Raw genomic sequence first — 19,411 nt, 5'->3', positions numbered from 1 at the left:
CTCTCGATCCCGATAGCTATCGGGAGGGAATTATGAGCACACGCGAAACGCCAGCAAAAGGCGAATCGGGTATGTGCGATTCCCTCCCAATGGGAGGGTGTAGGGAGGGGTTTAGCAATTGTGTGTTGTCTAATTACCTCCCGCTGCCGCAAACTTCCGCTTGTGGAAAAAATTATCTGCCACCCGGCTTACTTAAATAACGAAAGGTTCACCATTCCGCCCATCACCTGGTACCCCAGTTCGCTTGGATGCAGGTAATCGCCCGATTGGTTGGCCGGTAATATCATCGCCTCATCTTCCGGGCTCCTGATGGCTTTGTCAAAATCAATAACGGCGTCAAAATGCCCGCTGGTGCGTATCCATTTATTCACTGCGTTACGTGCCGCGTCGCGGTAACTTGCATAATAAAATGATTTTTTGACAGGAGTAATAGTTGCGCCATAAACCTTTATACCCTTTGCATGTGCTTTGGCAATCATTTTATCATAGGCGGCAATCAGGTTATTGGCAACTTCGGCAGCCTTGGTACTGTCCCTGGTGGCGCCCAGATCATTGATACCCTCAAATATAACCAGCCAACGAACGCCGGCCTGCTGCATTACCTCGCGGTCAAACCTATCCAAACCTGATGGGCCACCAAAACCCGATGAAAGCACGCAATTGCCCCCTATACCCATATTAAGTACGCCTACCTGTTTGGTAGCGTTATTTTTTAGCAAAGCCATTTCTAAAATATCCGGCCACCTATCCTGCTTGTCGGTGCCCGATCCATTCCCGTCGGTAATTGAATCGCCAAAAACAACTACTGTAGCTGCCGATTTTGGTGCTTCCACGTCAATACCTTTAATGGTATACCAATGTCGGGTTTTCACAGCATCCTTAAAATCAGCGTTCGGCGCCGTATTTTGGCCGGCAAGCAGGTACGAAGTGGTAAATGACCCGGGATGACCGGTCATAATTGCCGGTGTTTCTCCGTATGAAATGGTAATGGCAACCTCCATTCTTGGTTTCAGATCAAACGCAACCGGGTCTGAAGCAATTTCGGCGCCGGGCTCCATGGCAACCTCTTGTTTGCCATTAAATTTTAATGTTTTAACGGTTGATTGATCAATTGCGCCGCCGCCTGTTGATACAGCTATTTGTACCCCCTTCATGGTAACCGGGGTTTTGCCAAATTGGTTAGAGAACTTTAACCGCAGGCTTTTGCCACCTATAGATACACATACTACCTGCCGCAATGTGTTATTGCTAAGGCCGGGTGCAGGAGGCAGATTCCTTCCTTCGGCCGACTGGAGGCCGGTACCCCATGTACCTACCCAATTAGTATCGGCCAATGCCGTGCCGGGACGATCTGAAAAGCCCGATATAGTAACTGTACACAACAATAAGCACAGCAGAGGTATTATTTTAAACGGACCGCCAACAGAAAACAGTTCTTTTAAAAATATAGTACCCGGATTTAGTTGTTTATTATTCATAGCAGATGTTTTTTACTGCAATATAAGGCATAAGTCCGCAAAATTGAAATTTGTTTAGTTTTACCCATATGGCGTAAAACGTATATAGTTGCCTGATAACACCAACAACGGCCTGGTGCGCAGGAAGTATTGCGTTAGCGATAGAAACGGATACCGGCCATGGTGGCTAATGCCTGTGCAGTATGAGTGGATAGCGCGGGTCCCCATCCCCACAGCTGTGGGGATGGGAACAACGCCCAAACCTTAACCTTTAATAATCCCTTCTATCTGGTTCAGTTGCTCGGCAGTTAGGCGGGCCAGGTTTTCCTGGCTCAAAATGGTATTATTAATTTGTATGTAGTTGTGTTGGGTGCCGGGCAGGTTAGTAGCACTGCTATGGAGGGTGTTTTGGGGTGGCGTGGTTTTGGCGCCAATAACTTCAAAATATAACCGGGCGGCGCGTACATCGCCATTGAGGGCCAGCTTATACACGTTGGCCAACAGGTGCGGGGCCATAAAGGTAAACTGTTGGGCCTGCTGTATAAACTCGGGTTGCTTTTTGTACTCCTTTAAATGTTTGGAAACGGTTTGGCGGCTTAAACCGGTGTGCTCGGCAATTTCGGTTTGGGTAGGCATAAAACCCAGCACGCGCATGTTTTGGGCAATGGCTTCGCTAATGGCCAGGTGGTTGTTTTCCCAAATATCGCTTTTGCTTTCGGGCGCTATAATTTGGTCCACTTTGGCTAAAAATTCGTCGTACGGGGCACCTTCCAGTTGCTGCATTGTTTGGGTAAGGTTTTGGTCCAGGTAATCGCGTTCGGACGGGGTGAGGTCGGCAATGTCGTACATGGTTATTTGTTGCTGTTTAAGCAGGTTGTCAATTTTTTGTTTTGCCTGTTTGGTTAATCGGGCGGGTTTGTATAGGGCAGGGGTTTTCATTGGGTGGTAATTTAGGGCAATTACAAATATAAAGAAATTTCTTTAAAATAAAGAATTTATTGTAAAAATCATGGTTTACACTTTTTGGGGTGTATTTTTATTAATTAATTGTTAATCAATATTTTATAAAAATAAAAGTTAAAAATGTGTTAAGTTGTGTAAACCATGATTTTCAAGAAATTTTTGCTCTGGTGCTCACGTTAGGTGGACCCGGAATTCTATACAAATGCAAAAGCCCACTCGCGATAGCGGGCAGGCTTTTGTATTTGTGGACCCGGAGGGATTCGAACCCTCGTCCAAACATGGTATAAGGTAAGCTTTCTACATGCTTATCTGCTGTTTAATTGTAGGGAAGGGGAAGGTCAGCCGCTTACCTGTACCGTCTTCCTTAGGTGTTTTATTTCGCTAGCTATGCACACCGTTAAGCTAACTAGTTTCGTTTTTCGATGCCCCGGTTGCCGATCCAACAAAACGGAAAACCGGCGGGACAAAAGCTAGTTAATTCTAAATTAAGCAGCTAAGGCGTAGTTATTTTCGCCATTTGTGATTTTGAGTGTTCTGATTAGAGCGCTAATTCACCCAACGCGCTGCATGCTTACCTACTTATCTCCATCCTGTCAATTCCGGTCGAGCCCAAGTAGTTTGTAGAACAACAAATATACTAATTATTAGTTTGGCTTAAAGCACGCTACCCTCCGCCAAATGCGATTTTACAATTGTACGACCCGGATATACCTTTAACGCTTCCGCCAAACATACCATCGCTTTTTCAAGGTCGGCATTGTTTAATACATAAGCCAAGCGTACCTGGTTTTTGCCTGCGCTTGGTGTGCTGTAAAAGCCCGTTGCCGGCGCCATCATTACCGTTTGGTTTTGATAGCTAAAATCTTCCAATATCCAACGGCAAAACTTATCCGAATCATCAATAGGCAGCTGTGCCATTACATAAAAAGCTCCGCCCGGGTTAGGGCAGTAAACACCTTCCATGTTGTTTAATGCGGTAACTATCGTATTTCTGCGGGCAGTATATTCAGCTTTAACATGATAAAAATATTCGTCAGGTGTATCAATAGCAGCCTCTCCTGCTATTTGTTCAACCATACCGGGAGCCAATCTTGCCTGCGCAAATTTGATAGCTGTTTCCCAAAACCTGCGGTTTTTGGTAATGATGCAACCCAAACGTGCGCCGCAGGCGCTGTAACGCTTACTAACGGTGTCAATGATGATCACATTTTCTTCCAACCCATCCAAATGCATGGGCGATACAAACGGCTGGTCGCCATAACAAAATTCGCGGTAGGCTTCGTCGGCAAAAAGGTATAGGTCGTGCTTTAAAACCAATGCTTTCAATGCTTCCATTTCTTCGCGCGAATACAAGTAACCTGTAGGGTTATTGGGGCTGCAAATAAATATGGCGCGGGTTCTGTCCGTTATGTTTTTCTCAAACTCGCTAATAGGAGGTAAGGCAAAACCATTTTCTATGTACGACATAATGGGCCTTACAATAACATCATTCTGACTGGCAAAACCGTTGTAATTGGCATAGTATGGTTCAGGCACAATAACCTCATCGCCGGCGTCAAGACAGGTCATAAAAGTTATTGATATAGCTTCTGATCCGCCTGCGGTAACAATAATATCATCAGTAGTAATATTATATCCGGCTTTGTTATAATACTTGGCTAATTGCTTACGATAAGATAGCGTACCTTCTGACGCTGTATAGGCCCAAACTTTAAAATCTATATTTTTAATTGCCTGGATCATCCCCACAGGGGTTTCAATATCAGGCTGACCGATATTTAAGTGATAAACTGTTTTACCTTCTGATTTAGCTTTATCGGCAAAAGGAGTTAATTTACGGATAGGAGAAGCTGGCATTCGCTGCCCCTTTTTGGATATACTTGGCATGGTGTAAAATTAATAAAAAGATGGTATTTGTAATTGTAAATATGCATAAACAGAAAAAGGCCCGAACTATCGGGCCTTTTTCTGTTTATGACCCTTCCTCACCAGTGTAGAGAGTTAAGGGTTTGTGCTTAAAACTCTATCTGGTACTTGGTGCTGCCGCAGCCGCTGCTTCCACAACTTCGCCTTTAATGGTTAAATATTTTTGCGGAGTTTTAGCGTTTGAGGTAACCACAATTGCTTTGTTAAATGGCGCTGCAACTGCCGCATTGTAAGTTATTTTAATAACACCTTTTTCGCCTTTTTTAACCGGTGCTTTTGTATAGTCGGCAATGGTACAGCCGCAAGTTGGTTGTACGTTGGTTAAAATAAGGGGTTCAACACCAATGTTTGTATACACAAACTCGGTAGTAACCGGTTTGCCTTGTGGTATTTTGCCAAAATCGTGTGTTTCTTCAACAAATTTAAATTCGGCTTTTTGATTATCTTGTGCCGAAGCTGTAAAGGCAAAGCCTAAAACTACAGCGCATATTAACATTAATTTTTTCATATCAGTTGTTTGATTAATACAAATATAAAAGGTTTAGCGTAAAATCAATTATATCTTAATTGTTTTTAAATTATAATTTGTACCGGTTGTATCAATGTATACGCATATAGCTGATAAAAGTTGTTGTAGCTCCCTTATTTATGATGAATGTTTTTGGTGCTACTATGCAATTAAAAAGTAGATTTTTATAATTTTACAACTTAAACGTGTTTACTATGTCCGAAACTGCAATTCATGGTGTGGGTAAATTTGATGTCGCCGAACTCAGTTTTGATGACTTTAAAAATATTGTGATCAATGATTACCGCATAGCTGTGGAAAGCAGGCAGGCCAGTTTAATTGGCCGCAGGGAAGTGCTTACCGGCAAAGCTAAGTTTGGTATTTTTGGTGATGGAAAGGAGGTGGCCCAGTTAGCCATGGCTAAAGCTTTTAACAAAGGTGATTGGCGCGCAGGCTATTACCGTGATCAAACTTTTATGTTTGCAACGGGCATGAGCAACCTTAAAGAATTTTTTGCCCAACTATATGCTACGCCCGATGTTGAGAAAGAACCTGCATCGGCCGGCAGGCAAATGAACTGTCATTATGCAACCCGGTTTGTTAATGCCGATGGCAGTTGGATAAACCAGGCCGAGAGTAAGAACTGTTCGGCAGATATTTCAACTACCGGCGGTCACATGCCCCGTTTGTTGGGGTTGGCTTACGCATCAAAATTATACAGGCAGAACCCCGAGTTAAGGGATATGTCTAACTTCTCTATAAATGGTAACGAAGTAGCTTTTGGCAGTATTGGTAATGGTTCCACATCCGAAGGTTTATTTTTTGAGACTTTTAATGCTGCCGGTGTATTGCAAGTGCCTATGGCTATATCTATATGGGATGATGCTTACGCTATTTCGGTACCGGCCAACTTGCAAACTACCAAAGAAGATATATCTGAAGTACTTAAAGGCTTCCAGCGTGAACATGGTACCAATGGGTACGAAATATTTAAAGTACGTGGATGGGATTACGTAGCGCTTTGCGAAACTTATAAACGTGCTATTGGCGTTTGCAGACATGAGCATGTACCCGTGTTGATTCATGTTACTGAAATGACACAGCCACAAGGGCACTCTTCTTCAGGCTCGCATGAGCGTTATAAAAGCAAAGAACGTTTAGCCTGGGAAAACGAATATGATTGCCTGGTGCAAATGCGTAAATGGATGGTAGAAACCGCAATAGCTACCGATGAAGAATTAACCGAACTGGAAGAAGCTGCGAAAAAACACGTACGCAAATGCCAGCGTGCAGCTTGGGATGAGATGAATAATCCTATCGCAGCAGAATTAAATGAAGCGGTAGAGATGATAGAACACCTGGCCCAGCAATCGCACTTTAAGGATGGTTTGCTGGAGATATCAGAGTCATTGCGCTTATGCATTGATCCCGGGCGTAAGGATGTTATATCAGCTATACGCAAAGCACTAAGGTTAACCGTAACTGAAAATAGTGACGCAAGAAAAGTATTGGCTGATTGGTTAAATGAGCAATACACCATAAACGCTGACCGCTATAATTCAAGGTTATTTTCAGAAACACCAAACTCACCATTAAAGGTTGAAGTTATTGAGGCCAGGTATAGCGATGATACGCACTTAATTGATGGCCGTGAAGTATTGAATGCTTGCTTTGAGGCCAATTTTGAGCGCGATAAAACTATTGTTGCTTTTGGTGAAGATGTAGGCGCCATTGGTGATGTTAACCAGGGTTTTTCTGGCCTGCAAAATAAGTTTGGCGATCTGCGCATTACTGATACAGGTATTCGCGAAGCATCAATAATTGGGCAGGGTATGGGCCTGGCCATGCGTGGTTTGAGGCCCATTGCCGAGATACAATACATGGATTACCTGTTATATGGTATGAACGTAATAAGTGATGATCTGGCTTGTTTGAGTTATCGTACTTATGGCGGTCAAAAAGCACCGGTTATTATACGCACACGTGGACACCGCTTAGAGGGTATATGGCATTCAGGTTCGCCACTTGGGGTTATTTTAAGTGCTATGCGTGGCTTACATATTTGCGTACCGCGAGATATGACACAAGCCGCAGGCATGTACAATACACTATTACGTGGTGATGAACCGGCATTGGTTATTGAGTGTCTTAATGGTTATCGATTAAAAGAAAAACTGCCAACTAATGTGGGAGAGTTTACCGTGCCGTTAGGTAAAGCCGAAATTTTACGGTCTGGTACGGATATTACCGTGGTATCTTACGGTTCAACCCTGCGTATTGTAATGGAAGCTGCACATGAATTGGAAAAGTCAGGTATCAGCGTTGAAGTTATTGATCCGCAAACCCTGTTCCCATTTGATACCGATAATGTATGCGGTAATTCTTTGAAGAAAACTAATAAGCTTTTGGTAGTTGATGAAGATCTTCCCGGAGCTGCGTCAGCCTATATACTACAAAAAATTATTGAAGGACAACGGGGTTATTATTCATTAGATTGCCCGCCTAAAACACTTTCTGCTAAAGACCACCGCCCGCCTTATGGTACCGATGGCGATTATTTTAGTAAGCCGTCAATGGATGATGTGATTGAAAAGGTTTACAACATCATGAGCGAGAGCAATCCGACTAAATATCCGCCTATTTATTAACTGTAAAATGCCATGAAGCGGTTTTTAACAGTTTGTATTTTAACTATTTACTGGGTAATTGCCTATGGGCAAAATCCAGTTGTGACCACAAAAAAAATTATAACCACCAAAAAGGTTGCCGTTACCAATGATGGTACCATGGGTTTGGATACTACCATTTTGGCTATAGATGAAAAGGGTAATAAATTGCATTTTTATCAGTATATAAAATTGTTGCAGTCGGGCCAATACGATGATATAATACCAATTGACCGAAATGGTCAATTACTTACTGAATATCGCCTGAAAAAAAGGGATCCTATCAGAGACCTGGAAATATATGAAATGGCTAAAAAGCAAATAGCCAGTAAAAGCGCTGTGTTGCAAGAGGGTAGTAAGCTAACAATTGCCCCATTGGCACATTTAATAAAACCCGAAGAATTTGAGGGTAAAGCAATAGTGTTAGTGTTTTTTACTGCAGAATGTGACCAGTGTAACAGGGGTTTAGCAGGTATGGATAGTTTTTTTAAAGAGGTTTATGACCCTGAAAAAATGATCATTGTGGCTATAAACTATCGTGATAAGGATAAAACCTACGAGCAACTTAAATTAACCCCATTGCCAAATGCAAGGATCATATATGACGCGTATAAAATTATTAAAGAGGCTTATTGGATAAACGCTTCCAATGCTTTTGTAGTAACAGACAAAAACCACGTTATCCAGTTTACTGCGGAAGGCAGCGGTGGCATTATAAACACCGTGTTTAGAAGCAAGGTAAAAGCAGTTCTAAATTAATAAATATTGTTCGACATCTTAAATGGTATGATGTCGAACAATATGTTAACTATATCCTTTTTATATCTGCACCTAAAGCGCGCAGCCTATCGTCAATGTGCTGATAACCGCGCTCAATTTGCTCAATGTTATAAATAGTTGATTTACCTTGTGCTGACAAGGCGGCTATAAGTAATGATACTCCAGCACGTATATCCGGCGATGTCATAGATATACCACGTAATGGCTTTTGTTTATCTAAACCAATAACTGTGGCACGGTGCGGATCGCATAAAATGATCTGTGCGCCCATGTCCAATAATTTGTCAACAAAGAATAATCGGCTCTCAAACATTTTTTGATGTATCAGCACTGTTCCTTTGGCTTGTGTAGCAACAACCAGTACAATGCTTAACAGATCGGGAGTAAACCCCGGCCATGGCGCATCTGCTACGGTAAGGGTTGAGCCATCAATAAAAGTATCTATCTCGTAATGATCTTGTGCAGGGATAAAAATATCATCGCCGCGTAGTTCCAGTTTAATACCAAGCCGTTTAAATACGTCAGGTATCATGCCCAGCTCTTTATATTGTACATCCTTAATAGTGATCTCTGACCCTGTCATAGCTGCTAAGCCAATGAACGATCCTATCTCTATCATATCAGGCAGCATACGGTGTTCTGTACCGCCTAATTGTGTTACACCTTCAATAGTTAAAAGATTTGAGCCAATGCCGCTAATTTTAGCACCCATGCGATTAAGCATTTTGCACAACTGCTGCAAATAAGGCTCGCAGGCCGCATTGTATATAGTGGTAGTACCTTTGGCTAATACTGCCGCCATCACTATGTTGGCTGTACCTGTTACCGAAGCTTCGTCCAGTAAAATATAAGTACCCTGCAGGTTAGATGCATCTACATTAAAAAAGCCATCCTCGGGGTTGTAATTAAATTTAGCTCCTAATTTTTCAAAACCTAAAAAGTGAGTGTCCAAACGCCTGCGGCCAATTTTATCACCACCTGGTTTGGGTATGGATGCTTTACCAAAGCGCGCCAATAACGGCCCAACTATCATGATAGAGCCACGCAGGCCGCCACCTTTTGCTTTAAAAGCATCCGACTGGAAGAAGTTTTGGTCAATATTTTTGGCTTCAAAAGTGTAAGTGTCCGGAGTTAAACGTTCAACACGCACACCCATGTCGCCTAATAATTCTATCAGTTTATTTACGTCAACAATATCAGGAATATTGCTGATGGTGATTTTTTGATCTGTTAATAGCACTGCAGATAGTATCTGTAATGCTTCATTTTTTGCACCCTGCGGGGTTATTTCGCCTTTCAGAGGTTTGCCCCCCTGTATTTCAAATGCGTTAATCATATGTAGTTTGTAGGTAGTTCATGGTTGATGGTTCATAGATCATGGACTTAGCTAAATTATAAAAAATTTCAGCTCAAAATAATACCATCAACTATCAACCATGAACCATTGGCTAATTAATATTTTTTACCGCCGCCATTATTACGGCCACGATTGTTTTGATTGTTGTTGTTACGTGGATTATTACTACGGCCACCACCGCCACCACCACCACCACCACGGTTGTTATTGCTGCGGCCGCCGCGGTTATTGTTGTTGGTTTGCGGCGCAGGGCGATATTCAACCCTGTTCAAATTAATACTCTCATCAACCTGTAATTCGCCTCTCGACATGGCAACCAGGTCGGCTAAAATGCTTTCGTCGGCAACTGAATCTTTGTTCCATTGCACATAAGCCATTTTCATGAAATTGGCTATTGATTGTACCATGTACTTTTTACGCTCAGGGTCCTCAATGCTTTTTGCCTTTTCTATCATCAACTCAATGGTTTTACCATAGTGCTTATAGCGGATACGCTGGTGTGGATATCTTAACGGTTCGGGCTTTAAATGGATAGCCTCGGGTAATGGTTTGGGATAAGGCGAATCCACATCCAACTCGTAATTGGATATGATGTGCAGGTGGTCCCAAAGCTTGTGCTTAAAATCGGCCACATCTCGTAAGTGGGGGTTTAAAAATCCCATCAATTCTATTACTACCGCGGCGTAGCGGTTACGTTCATCTTTTGTAGGCAGTGCAACAATGTACTTAACCATATTTTGCACATTGCGGCCATATTCGCTAAGGAGTAATTTGCTCCTGGTTGAGTTATAATCAAATTCTTGGGGCATAGTTAGCCGTATTTAAAAGTTAAATAATTTTATGAAGTTTAAAATTAGCTCAGATCTTATCGCCTTTGATAAAAACAGGCGTAGCGGCTAAAGTTGAATTTACCGGAAGTAGTGATGCAAATATACAGCAATTGTATTAATGTACAAATAGTTAATATTTTGAGGGCATTAGTCGTAAATTAGTTGCCTAAGCATTTTAAGTTGACAAACGTGCCCTTATTGATTACCTATATCGATATCTACCGCTTTAGCATAGCCATGCAGCCCTTTACTATAGCCACCGGTACGATGGATTATGCCCAAAATGTTTTTATTAGGGTGTATACTAATGCCGGATTTTATGGTGTGGGCGAATGCTCTGCTTTCCCGATGATAGTAGGCGAAACGCAGGATACCTGCCTGGTAATGGCTAAAGAGTTTGCCAAATTATGGAAAGGGAAAAATGCGCTGGATATACCCGCCCGTTTGCAACAGTTGCATGATTTTACTGCCGGTAATACCACCATTAAAAGCGCTTTTGATATGGCTTTGTATGATATTGCCGCTAAAAATGCCGGTTTGCCTTTGTATAAATTTTTAGGGGGTAAGAAAAGAAAGGTTGAAACTGATATTACCATTGGTATCGGCACACAATCAACTATGGCCGAAAAAGCAATCGACTTGAAAAAAACAGGAGCCACGATATTAAAAGTAAAGTTGGGTAAAAACGCGGCAGATGACGTAGAACGCATTAAACAAATACGCAATGCTGTAGGCGATAAACTAAAAATACGTATTGATGCCAACCAGGGGTGGAGTTTTGATGACGCGGTTAATGTATTACAGGCTATTGGTAAGTATAGTATTGAATTTTGTGAGCAACCCATGCGCACCTGGTATGATGATCAGTTACCTGAACTGATGCACGTGTCCCCCGTAAAAATAATGGCTGATGAAAGCGTGTATAACCATCATTATGCCCGTAAGCTGATCAATAGTGGCTCATGTCATTATATTAATATCAAGCTATCCAAATCTGGTGGGTTGTATGAGGCTATGAAGATTCATGATATTGCGGCTCAGCATCATACCCCCTGTATGATGGGAGGGATGTTGGAAAGCCGCATAGCACTAAGCGCCAAACTGCATTTGGTTTACAGTTGCTCCAATATTAAATTTTATGATTTAGATACTTGTATGATAGGCCACCAGGAAGACCCGGCAGTTGGTGGTGTTAAGTACGATGGTTACTTTTTAGATATTGATGATGCACCGGGAATAGGTGCTGACGCCGATGACAAGTTTTTAGAAAAGTGCGAACGGTTTACTGTATGAAAGATTGAAGAATAGAGATTAAAGATTAGTTGTACCGGCGTCACTAATCTTTAATCTTCAATATCTAATCTTTACTTTTCACTCAACTCCGTAAAATACTTGTGGAACAACGGTATGGTTTCTATGCCTTTATAATAGTTAAATATATCATACTTCTCATTTGGAGAGTGCAGGGCATCGCTATCCAACCCAAAGCCCATCAATACGGTTTTAATATTTAATTCGGCCTCAAACAAGGCTACAATAGGTATACTGCCGCCACCACGGGTAGGTATAGGTGCTTTGCCAAAAGATTCGGTTATAGCTTTTTGTGCTGCACGATAGGCAATGCTATCCGTTGGAGTAACTACCGGCTCGCCGCCATGATGCGGAGTAACCTTTACTTTTACATACGGTGGGGCTATCTTTAAAAAATGATCGGTAAATAATTGCGTTATTTTAGTTGATGTTTGGTTAGGCACCAAACGCATAGATATTTTAGCGTTGGCTTTTGATGGTAACACGGTTTTGGCGCCTTCGCCAATATAACCGCCCCAAATTCCGTTAACTTCTAAGGTAGGGCGTGTGCCTGTACGCTCAATAGTGGTATAACCTTTTTCGCCCCATACTTCGGCAATGTCCAGGTCCTTTTTGTATTCATCCTCATTATAGGGCGCGGCATTTAATTCAGCACGTTCTTCTTTGGTTAATTCAATTACATCATCATAAAAACCGGGGATAGCTATGCGGTTATTCTCGTCATGTAATGAGGCAATCATTTTGGCTAATATAGTTGCCGGGTTGGCTACTGCACCCCCATAAACGCCCGAATGTAGGTCGCGGTTTGGTCCGGTAACTTCTACTTCCAGGTATGATAAACCGCGTAAGCCTGTCTCTAACGATGGGTTTTCCATGCTGATCATGGATGTATCAGATATCAGCACCACATCAGCCTTCAAGCGCTCTTTATTTGCTTTTACAAATATGCCCAGGTTGGATGAACCTACCTCTTCCTCGCCTTCAATCATGAATTTAATATTGCAGGGTAGGGTATTAGTTTGCATCATCAGCTCAAAAGCTTTTACGTGCATATAAAACTGTCCCTTATCGTCACAGGCTCCGCGCGCATAAATTTTACCATCACGTATAGTTGGTTCAAAAGGCGGGGTTTTCCAAAGCTCTAACGGGTCAGGCGGTTGAACATCGTAATGTCCGTACACTAGCACAGTAGGCTTAGCAGGATCAATTAATTTCTCGCCATAAACAATAGGGTAGCCCGCGGTTGGGCAAACTTCTACATTATCGGCACCTGCGTCGCGTAGTTTCTTTGCTACATAGTCTGCAGTTTTTAGTACTTCGGGCTTATATTTTACGTCTGCACTTACCGAGGGGAAACGTAGTAATTCAAATAATTCGTCCAGTAAGCGTTGCTTGTTTTGATCTATAAACTGCTTAATATGCTGCATAATGTTAAATTTTAGCAAATATAGTTATAACCACATGGTTTGACTGTTATCAAACTGACGATATTGATAGATTTGTATTTAACCCTCTGAATATTCAGGTAATATTATTAATTTCAACAAATCAATTTTATACTGACTAATGAAAAGTGTTTACGCTTTTTTTCTATCGTTCATATTTTCAATATTATTTTTTAGCAGCCAGGTATTTGCACACGAGCCGCTTTTTTCTCCGGGTAATGATTTTCATTCGCGGGCAAGGTTTTGGTCAATAATTATTGTAGCAGTTTTATTGGTAACTATTATTGCGTTATTGGTGTACAACATAAAACGTTCTGCATCTTCAAACCGAAAATTGTTGGAGTTGAATAATGAAATAACGCATCAGAAGGATAACCTTAACCTTATAAATCAACACCTGGAAGAAATAATTAATGATCGGACTAAGGACCTAAAAGAAAAAAATAGGCAGTTATCCGAGTATTCATCCTACCTTTCTCATCAAATAAGAGGGCCAATAGCCACACTAAAAGGATTAATCAACCTGGAGAAGGAAAGTCTTATAGATCAAACCGAATGCATAGATATGATGCACAAATGTGTATCAGAAATTGATGAGAAAATTATTGAAATGAGCAGTATGCTCAATAATACTCAGAAATACTAATTACGGCCAGTTTGGGTGTATTTGTGCTTCTAACAAACCTAAATAAACACAGTACCAGGAAATCATATGTAACACCAATAACTTACGGTGTTTTTTATATCCTTGCGTTTCAAAGGCAAGCTTTTTATTACCCGCGGTTACAAAAAATTGCACCTCTTTTTTATTAGGGGTATAGGGTGACTTTAACAGATCAAAAGCCTTAACCTTTAATTTGTTTTTTATATCGTGAATAATGCCAGCAGTAGGGGCATCATTTTTTGTTATAGATATCAGGTAATTTGACATATACATATTTTTTGGAATATGTATATGTCAAATTTAAATCCAAAGTTTTATTAGACAGATTGTTTTATTAAAGAGATTGTTTTTTGTCTATAGGTTTAATTAATTAACCATGATAGATGCAGATGTCACTTTAGCTAAAACTGGCTAATTATTTTTGACCAATTGAATACAATAAGTGTCTTATTTATTGAACGCCGTTTAATTAGATTTATTCCTCAATTCTTCATAAAGTAAAATTACTTTACGTTGCAGGTTAGCGATCTCCGCTTCGCGGTCTGCCAGCTTTTTTTGGATGATACTTAGATTTGAAGGTTGGATTTCCTCTTCTTCCATATCTAAGGATAATAATTGCGCTACTTCTATCTCGTAGATATTAGCAATTTGCTCCAATCTTGATAGATTGATATCGGTAACGCCTGTTTCAATTTTTGAAAAAGCTGGGATGGAGATACCGAGGCGGGTGGCTACATCTTCCTGGCTCCATCCATGCTGGTGGCGAAATGTTCTGATGTTTTTACCAATAGTTTTGTTGGTTTTCTTTTTAAATAATTCGGTCATGTTTTTAACAATTAATTAAGGGTATAAACATTTGTTCAAACCTTATGCCATAACTATGTATACCTAAACTATTTTAATAGGTTATTTTGCTAAGTAAAATAATACCCTTTACGTGGAGAATTCTCTACGTTATGATTAAACAGTATTAATCAGGAGTTTATTATATTTAACTTGGCAAATTTAAGTAACAATTGTTTTTGACCGATCTCTTTGAAGAAAATAGTGGCTTTAATATCAGGTTTGTTACCCTCTAAACTTATCACTTTACCAAAGCCAAAACGCTCATGCTCCACCTCCATCCCAACTTGTAAATTGGATGTATCAGATGGTTTAAAGTTTGGCGATGGTACATGTGCCTTTGCTAATATGGAAGTGGTTTTAACGGGTGGTTTAGGTTTAGAGAAAGTATCCTCACGCTTACCCCAGGCATTACGTTCATCGTCAAAAGATAATTTGCCGCTATTAACAGGTTTTGCGGTAAAATCCAATTCCAGATATTGTGCATCTATCTCATCTAAAAATCGGCTTGGCTCACAGCTAATTAAGGTGCCAAACTTAAAGCGCGAGGTAGAATAGCTTAAGGTAAGTTTATTTTCGGCACGGGTAATCGCTACATAAAACAAACGACGCTCTTCTTCAAGGTCGGTACGCGAGTTAAGTGCCATTTGCGAAGGGAATAAATTTTCTTCTAAACCTACCACATGCACCTGCGGAAATTCCAACCCTTTAGAGGAGTGTATGGTCATTAAGGACACCGTATCAGCATCCTTATCTTTGTCGTTATCATCATTGGTTAGCAAGGCAATATCCTGCATAAAAACATCAAGCCCTTTTTCTTCCAGGTCCTCACGCTCCGAAAATTCTTTTATACCGTTTAGTAACTCTTGAATATTTTCGTACCGGTTTAATCCCTCAACAGATTTATCCTCGTACAAATCCTTTAACAAGCCCGAATGTTGCGCTATATACAAGGCAGCCTCATAAGCTGTTTGCGTTTTGGTAAGCACCTGGAAACTTTGTATCATCATCGCAAAGCTACCTACCGATGCCGAGATACGTCCGTCCAAATATTTAGCCGGATTTATAATTACTTCCCACGGAGTTATTTGGTGCTGATCTGCACTAACAATGATCTTATCTACGGTAGTATCTCCAATACCACGGCGGGGGTAATTGATAATACGTTTTAGTGCTTCTTCATCATTAGGGTTAAAAGTTAACCTGAAATAGGCTATCAGGTCCTTGATCTCTTTACGCTGATAGAAGGAAAGGCCGCCATAAATTTTGTAAGGTGTACCCAATTTACGCAAGGCTTCCTCCATTGAGCGGGATTGTGCGTTGGTACGATAAAGAATAGCAAAATCATGCCACTTTAAACCTTTGGTGGTACGCTCGTGCATAATGGCTTCGGCAACCAGCTTACCTTCCTCATTATCACTAAAAGCACGCATCACCTTTATTTTATCACCGGTCTCTTTTTCAGAAAAAACATTCTTTTTAAGCTGTTCTTTATTATTTGCGATGATGCTGTTAGCTACGTTTACAATGTTTTGGGTCGATCGGTAATTTTGCTCCAGCTTAAATACCTTCAGGTCCGGGTAATCTTTTTCAAAATTCAGGATATTTTGAATGTTGGCACCACGAAAGGCATAGATACTTTGCGCATCATCACCCACCACGCAAATATTCTCATTAACTGCCGCCAGTTTTTTTACTATCAGGTACTGCGAAAAGTTGGTATCCTGGTACTCATCAACCATCAGGTATTTAAACTTGTGCTGGTATTTGTTAAGCACTTCCGGGTAGGTTTTAAGCAGCTCGTTGGTTTTAAACAACAGGTCATCAAAATCCATTGCCCCGGCGCGATAGCAACGCTGCACATAAGTCTGATAGATATTTCCTAACTGTCCGCGTCCGGTTGAAAAATCATCGGCTTGCAACTGGTCGTTATTCTGATATTCTTGCCAGGAGATCAGGTTGTTCTTAGCCGCCGAAATGCGGTTCAAAACAAAGTTTACACTGTACAATTTATCATCCAGGTTCATTTCTTTTAAAATGGCCCTTAGTACGCTTTTACTATCGTCGGTATCGTAAATGGTAAAGTTGTTGGGATAGCCAATTTTATCAGCCTCTACACGCAACAATTTGGCAAATACCGAGTGGAAGGTACCCATCCAAATATTCTTGGCTTCAGGGCCAACTAAATGGGTTATACGCTCGCGCATTTCGCGGGCGGCTTTATTGGTAAATGTTAAAACCAGTATATTAAACGAATCAACACCGTTACGTATCAAATGCGCCACACGGTAGGTAATAACCCGTGTTTTGCCCGATCCGGCACCTGCAATGATCATTACCGGGCCGTTAATTTGTTGTACTGCCGCCTTTTGTTCAGGGTTTAATCCCTCTAAATAATCCAAATCTTTTTCCTCTTTTCTTGAACGACGAAATTAAGAAACGATTTCGGTTTTTTCGCTTGTAACAAAGGGGGAATTATCAATTGATGTCCACAAATATCTAAAATGTATAATGTTTATCATCAAAGTATAACATGACGGCTATCATTATTTATACTATAAAGAAAGCTCAACTTTATATCATAAATATATGACATGAAAAGCTCGATCAGTTTTGATTATAAATCAGTTTTACTAATAGCCATAACTGTGTTTTTGCTGGTTAGCGCTATCGGAATGGCCATGGGGCAATCACCCGACAGCCTTATCTCTATTGAAATGCAACGCCAGCTTAATAATAATGAGTTAAAACTGTATTATCCTAAAACAGTAAAACGTTTGTATCAGCAAAAGCAGTTCAACCCCATTTGGATCAAACCACAAGGTGGCGAAGGGGAGGCATGGCAGGCCATGTTATTAATTGATTGTGTCAAACAATTTGGCCTTTCGCATGCTGATTACCATCCTAAAGAATTGTTATATGACCAATTACGTGATATACTGGAAACCCCAAATAAAGTGAATATTGCTAAGCAGGCCCAATTTGAAATTATACTTACTGATGCTATAATAACTTTTATTAATCATCTGCATTATGGTAAACTCAATCCATATTTTACTACTGCCCAAATTGATGCGGGTAATGTAAATGGTTTTAAACCTGAAAATGCCTTAATGAATGCTTTAGGACAAAATGATCTTATGACCGAGATTTCAAAGGTACAACCAAGATCAACGGAGTATATGGATTTGCAATATCATATGCGCTTATTAACCGGTTTATACCAGGGAGATTGTTATGAGATACCTGAAGCCGACATAAGGCAAATGGCTATCAATATGGAACGTTTACGCTGGGCTAATATTGAAGGTAATGATTACATCCATATTAACATTCCTTCTTATACATTGATGTTTCACCAGCCTGATACTACTTACCAGTTTAAAATTATTGTTGGTAAGCCCGGTAACCCTACACCCACTTTAGCAAGTGAAATTAAATATTTTACTACTGCACCAGAGTGGAACGTACCGACAAATATATTCAAGAAAGAACTGTTGCCAAAAGCTATACGTAACCCTAATTATTTAGAGGATAATAATATTTCAATCTATAATAAAAAGGGAGAATACGTAACAGCCACTATAGCCAGCCTTAGTCAGATCAGTAAAGCCCCGGCTGGTTATTATGCCAGGCAATCATCCGGCTGCGATAACGCGTTAGGCCAGGTAGTTTTTCGGTTTGACAATCCTTTTAACGTATATCTGCATGATACTCCTGAACAGCAATTATTTAATAAAAAGGACAGGGCCTTTAGCCATGGCTGTATACGGGTTGAGCAGGCTCTTAAACTGGCTGATCTGATATTAGCTAATGATGGCGCAGCCGGTAAAATAAAAGCTATGCATCAAGCGGCAGCGGCCTATAAGAAGCAATCATTTACCTTAAAAAAAGCATTGCCTATAAAAATAACCTATTTAACTTGTATGGTAGACGAGGGTGTGCTCATCAAATTTAAAGATGTTTATGAGTTAGATAAAAGTTTGGAGATGGCTTTATATGGGGTAGAATTATCATCTAAAAAGTAAATTATAATAGAATTAGGTATTTTCAAACCGTCCGGTTTTTTTAGTTACAGCTATTTTATACACAATAAGTTCAACAGAGATGCCAATATCACTCTCATTTGCTGTAATTCCGTGCGATGGATGATCGGTAGGGTTATTTGCTAAAGGCATAATACGATGAATAATGCCCTGCATAGCCTGTTGCTTTTCATCCACGTCAGTTAATTCTTCAAACCGGCCCCAAACAATAGCGCTTTTCCATTTAAATACATCTTGTATCTCATCTACTTCAAAACATACTTCCGGGTTTTTACGCATCATGTCTACTTTCTGCCCCTCAGTAGCATGGCTATAAATGTATTTACCGTCATAAACATAATTTATGGGTACTATATAGGTAATACCATCGGCATGGCAGGCCAACCTTCCTATAACCTGTTGCTTTAACAGGTCATCAATTTGCGTTTCATTTAATTTCCCTAACATCTTTTCTATTTTTATTTTAAAACTACCCTTTGGTTTAAGTAAAAAAAATGACTTGCATCAGCAATTACCATTGCAGTTGTCACCTTTAAGGTTCAATGGTAAATTTATGCTTTTTTACGTTGCCAAAAAAGAGTACTTACCTGACAAAGGGTATTTAAGTATAGTGTT

16 protein-coding genes and 1 other RNA gene are annotated in these 19,411 nt (G+C 40.5%); 5 read left to right on the top strand and 12 right to left on the bottom strand.

Features of this window, described 5'->3' with window-relative positions; translation table 11 throughout:
- Positions 1–188: 188 nt before the first annotated feature.
- The 5 genes from ACYVJ6_RS09900 to ACYVJ6_RS09880 form a co-directional block, all read right to left on the bottom strand.
- Positions 189–1,478 (bottom strand): SGNH/GDSL hydrolase family protein, encoded by a 1,290-nt coding sequence (locus ACYVJ6_RS09900; protein ID WP_460693897.1) that lies wholly within the window; start codon positions 1,476–1,478, stop codon positions 189–191.
- Positions 1,479–1,721: 243 nt separating this feature from the next.
- The gene (locus ACYVJ6_RS09895; protein ID WP_460693896.1) at positions 1,722–2,396 is read right to left on the bottom strand and encodes a winged helix-turn-helix transcriptional regulator; all 675 of its coding nucleotides are present in this window, start codon (positions 2,394–2,396) and stop codon (positions 1,722–1,724) included.
- A 266-nt stretch (positions 2,397–2,662) separates the two neighbouring features.
- Positions 2,663–3,031: a transfer-messenger RNA gene (gene ssrA / locus ACYVJ6_RS09890) on the bottom strand.
- 43 nt (positions 3,032–3,074) lie between these two features.
- Positions 3,075–4,307: a pyridoxal phosphate-dependent aminotransferase gene (locus tag ACYVJ6_RS09885; RefSeq protein ID WP_460693895.1), complete on the bottom strand. Its 1,233-nt coding sequence runs from the start codon at positions 4,305–4,307 to the stop codon at positions 3,075–3,077.
- 136 nt (positions 4,308–4,443) lie between these two features.
- Positions 4,444–4,854: a DUF1573 domain-containing protein gene (locus ACYVJ6_RS09880; RefSeq protein ID WP_460693894.1), complete on the bottom strand. Its 411-nt coding sequence runs from the start codon at positions 4,852–4,854 to the stop codon at positions 4,444–4,446.
- Positions 4,855–5,069: 215 nt separating this feature from the next.
- On the opposite strand from ACYVJ6_RS09880, the gene ACYVJ6_RS09875 reads away from it, so the two are divergent.
- Positions 5,070–7,502, top strand: a complete 2,433-nt coding sequence (locus tag ACYVJ6_RS09875; RefSeq protein WP_460693893.1) for an alpha-ketoacid dehydrogenase subunit alpha/beta — start codon at positions 5,070–5,072, stop codon at positions 7,500–7,502.
- Between the two features lie 12 nt (positions 7,503–7,514).
- The gene (locus tag ACYVJ6_RS09870) at positions 7,515–8,279 is read left to right on the top strand and encodes a hypothetical protein (RefSeq protein ID WP_460693892.1); all 765 of its coding nucleotides are present in this window, start codon (positions 7,515–7,517) and stop codon (positions 8,277–8,279) included.
- A 49-nt stretch (positions 8,280–8,328) separates the two neighbouring features.
- Here the strand turns inward: ACYVJ6_RS09870 and murA are convergent, their stop codons facing one another.
- Both murA and ACYVJ6_RS09860 read right to left on the bottom strand, forming a co-directional pair.
- Positions 8,329–9,633, bottom strand: a complete 1,305-nt coding sequence (gene murA / locus ACYVJ6_RS09865) for a UDP-N-acetylglucosamine 1-carboxyvinyltransferase (protein WP_460694624.1) — start codon at positions 9,631–9,633, stop codon at positions 8,329–8,331.
- Between the two features lie 119 nt (positions 9,634–9,752).
- Complete coding sequence (locus tag ACYVJ6_RS09860; protein ID WP_460693891.1) at positions 9,753–10,466, bottom strand: DUF4290 domain-containing protein; 714 nt, start codon at positions 10,464–10,466, stop codon at positions 9,753–9,755.
- Between the two features lie 258 nt (positions 10,467–10,724).
- Between ACYVJ6_RS09860 and ACYVJ6_RS09855 the strand changes: the two genes are divergently transcribed.
- On the top strand, positions 10,725–11,780 hold the full coding sequence (locus ACYVJ6_RS09855; RefSeq protein WP_460693890.1) for a mandelate racemase/muconate lactonizing enzyme family protein: 1,056 nt from the start codon (positions 10,725–10,727) through the stop codon (positions 11,778–11,780).
- Between the two features lie 71 nt (positions 11,781–11,851).
- On the opposite strand, the gene ACYVJ6_RS09850 is transcribed toward ACYVJ6_RS09855, so the two are convergent.
- Positions 11,852–13,225, bottom strand: coding sequence for a dipeptidase (locus ACYVJ6_RS09850; protein ID WP_460693889.1), 1,374 nt, complete (start codon positions 13,223–13,225; stop codon positions 11,852–11,854).
- Between the two features lie 139 nt (positions 13,226–13,364).
- On the opposite strand from ACYVJ6_RS09850, the gene ACYVJ6_RS09845 reads away from it, so the two are divergent.
- The gene (locus tag ACYVJ6_RS09845) at positions 13,365–13,889 is read left to right on the top strand and encodes an ATP-binding protein (RefSeq protein ID WP_460693888.1); all 525 of its coding nucleotides are present in this window, start codon (positions 13,365–13,367) and stop codon (positions 13,887–13,889) included.
- On the opposite strand, the gene ACYVJ6_RS09840 is transcribed toward ACYVJ6_RS09845, so the two are convergent.
- The 3 genes from ACYVJ6_RS09840 to ACYVJ6_RS09830 form a co-directional block, all read right to left on the bottom strand.
- Complete coding sequence (locus ACYVJ6_RS09840; RefSeq protein ID WP_460693887.1) at positions 13,890–14,174, bottom strand: hypothetical protein; 285 nt, start codon at positions 14,172–14,174, stop codon at positions 13,890–13,892. It lies immediately after the preceding gene.
- Positions 14,175–14,372: 198 nt separating this feature from the next.
- Positions 14,373–14,732, bottom strand: coding sequence for a helix-turn-helix domain-containing protein (locus ACYVJ6_RS09835; RefSeq protein ID WP_460693886.1), 360 nt, complete (start codon positions 14,730–14,732; stop codon positions 14,373–14,375).
- Positions 14,733–14,881: 149 nt separating this feature from the next.
- Positions 14,882–17,152: an ATP-dependent helicase gene (locus ACYVJ6_RS09830; RefSeq protein WP_460693885.1), complete on the bottom strand. Its 2,271-nt coding sequence runs from the start codon at positions 17,150–17,152 to the stop codon at positions 14,882–14,884.
- Between the two features lie 192 nt (positions 17,153–17,344).
- Between ACYVJ6_RS09830 and ACYVJ6_RS09825 the strand changes: the two genes are divergently transcribed.
- On the top strand, positions 17,345–18,778 hold the full coding sequence (locus tag ACYVJ6_RS09825; protein ID WP_460693884.1) for a L,D-transpeptidase scaffold domain-containing protein: 1,434 nt from the start codon (positions 17,345–17,347) through the stop codon (positions 18,776–18,778).
- 12 nt (positions 18,779–18,790) lie between these two features.
- On the opposite strand, the gene ACYVJ6_RS09820 is transcribed toward ACYVJ6_RS09825, so the two are convergent.
- The gene (locus ACYVJ6_RS09820; RefSeq protein WP_460693883.1) at positions 18,791–19,243 is read right to left on the bottom strand and encodes a pyridoxamine 5'-phosphate oxidase family protein; all 453 of its coding nucleotides are present in this window, start codon (positions 19,241–19,243) and stop codon (positions 18,791–18,793) included.
- Positions 19,244–19,411: the final 168 nt, after the last annotated feature.

It is taken from the genome of Mucilaginibacter puniceus (genome assembly GCF_054783175.1).
Note: the sequence above shows the minus strand (reverse complement) of the source record. Positions and strands in the feature narration are given on the sequence as shown.

What these genes read in the sequence shown, in the direction of transcription:
- ACYVJ6_RS09900 (WP_460693897.1), bottom strand. Translation starts at nt 1,478, where the DNA reads ATGAATAATAAACAACTAAATCCGGGTACTATATTTTTAAAAGAACTG.
- ACYVJ6_RS09895 (WP_460693896.1), bottom strand. Translation starts at nt 2,396, where the DNA reads ATGAAAACCCCTGCCCTATACAAACCCGCCCGATTAACCAAACAGGCA.
- ACYVJ6_RS09885 (WP_460693895.1), bottom strand. Translation starts at nt 4,307, where the DNA reads ATGCCAAGTATATCCAAAAAGGGGCAGCGAATGCCAGCTTCTCCTATC.
- ACYVJ6_RS09880 (WP_460693894.1), bottom strand. Translation starts at nt 4,854, where the DNA reads ATGAAAAAATTAATGTTAATATGCGCTGTAGTTTTAGGCTTTGCCTTT.
- ACYVJ6_RS09875 (WP_460693893.1), top strand. Translation starts at nt 5,070, where the DNA reads ATGTCCGAAACTGCAATTCATGGTGTGGGTAAATTTGATGTCGCCGAA.
- ACYVJ6_RS09870 (WP_460693892.1), top strand. Translation starts at nt 7,515, where the DNA reads ATGAAGCGGTTTTTAACAGTTTGTATTTTAACTATTTACTGGGTAATT.
- ACYVJ6_RS09860 (WP_460693891.1), bottom strand. Translation starts at nt 10,466, where the DNA reads ATGCCCCAAGAATTTGATTATAACTCAACCAGGAGCAAATTACTCCTT.
- ACYVJ6_RS09855 (WP_460693890.1), top strand. Translation starts at nt 10,725, where the DNA reads ATGCAGCCCTTTACTATAGCCACCGGTACGATGGATTATGCCCAAAAT.
- ACYVJ6_RS09850 (WP_460693889.1), bottom strand. Translation starts at nt 13,225, where the DNA reads ATGCAGCATATTAAGCAGTTTATAGATCAAAACAAGCAACGCTTACTG.
- ACYVJ6_RS09845 (WP_460693888.1), top strand. Translation starts at nt 13,365, where the DNA reads ATGAAAAGTGTTTACGCTTTTTTTCTATCGTTCATATTTTCAATATTA.
- ACYVJ6_RS09840 (WP_460693887.1), bottom strand. Translation starts at nt 14,174, where the DNA reads ATGTCAAATTACCTGATATCTATAACAAAAAATGATGCCCCTACTGCT.
- ACYVJ6_RS09835 (WP_460693886.1), bottom strand. Translation starts at nt 14,732, where the DNA reads ATGACCGAATTATTTAAAAAGAAAACCAACAAAACTATTGGTAAAAAC.
- ACYVJ6_RS09825 (WP_460693884.1), top strand. Translation starts at nt 17,345, where the DNA reads ATGAAAAGCTCGATCAGTTTTGATTATAAATCAGTTTTACTAATAGCC.
- ACYVJ6_RS09820 (WP_460693883.1), bottom strand. Translation starts at nt 19,243, where the DNA reads ATGTTAGGGAAATTAAATGAAACGCAAATTGATGACCTGTTAAAGCAA.